Below are 836 nucleotides of genomic sequence, written 5' to 3'. Positions count from 1 at the left end.
AAGGGAATCTCAATTGATTTCTTTTCCTAAGGGTACTGAGATGTTTCACTTCCCCTCGTTCGCTTCATAAGCCTATGTATTCAGCTTATGATACCCGCCTTATAGCGGGTGGGTTCCCCCATTCAGACATCTCCGGATCACAGGGTATTTGCCGCCTCCCCGGAGCTTTTCGCAGGCTATCACGTCTTTCATCGCCTCTGACTGCCAAGGCATCCACCACATGCACTTAATTACTTGACTATACAACCCCAAACAGTCGTTAACACATACAAGTGAGTGTTAGCGCTGCAAACTTAATTGCTACTATTCGTTGTCTGTGAATTTAATCACCATACAGCTTCAATCTAAATTCATATACCAAAACGCTTGATTCAGTGTTTTTGCTAGTTCTCATTTCATTCAAATTAAACATCGGAATGTTTAAATCAAAGAATGAGTGAACAATTTATTTCAGACTCAAATTCTAATCTGTTAATGATTAACTACCGCCTCGTCAGCGAGTAGTAAACTGTGATAAATCACAGAGATTAATAAGCCAGTCAACTTGGACTGTATTCACTAAACTCTATAATCTATTTTAGCTCGTACTCCGTAAAGTACGTGGTGGAGACTAGGAGAGTCGAACTCCTGACCTCCTGCGTGCAAAGCAGGCGCTCTACCAACTAAGCTAAGTCCCCAGCTTATCACTTAATGAACGACATATCTTTTTATCTAGCAGCTTGTGATTATTCATCACTTCGTCAGTAGTGGTGGGTCTGACAAGACTTGAACTTGTGACCCCACGCTTATCAAGCGTGTGCTCTAACCAACTGAGCTACAGACCCTCAGATACATCT

At 42.0% G+C, this 836-nt stretch carries 2 tRNA genes and 1 rRNA gene; all 3 read right to left on the bottom strand.

What is annotated here, in order from left to right:
• Positions 1–240: ribosomal RNA gene (locus tag HYG88_RS15155) — 23S ribosomal RNA — on the bottom strand; the annotation flags it as partial.
• Between the two features lie 361 nt (positions 241–601).
• Positions 602–677, bottom strand: a tRNA-Ala gene (locus HYG88_RS15150).
• 70 nt (positions 678–747) lie between these two features.
• A tRNA-Ile gene (locus HYG88_RS15145) sits at positions 748–824 on the bottom strand.
• Between the last annotated feature and the right edge of the window lie 12 nt (positions 825–836).

This window comes from Acinetobacter sp. SwsAc4 (genome assembly GCF_013391535.1).
GTDB lineage: Bacteria > Pseudomonadota > Gammaproteobacteria > Pseudomonadales > Moraxellaceae > Acinetobacter.
Note: the sequence above shows the minus strand (reverse complement) of the source record. Positions and strands in the feature narration are given on the sequence as shown.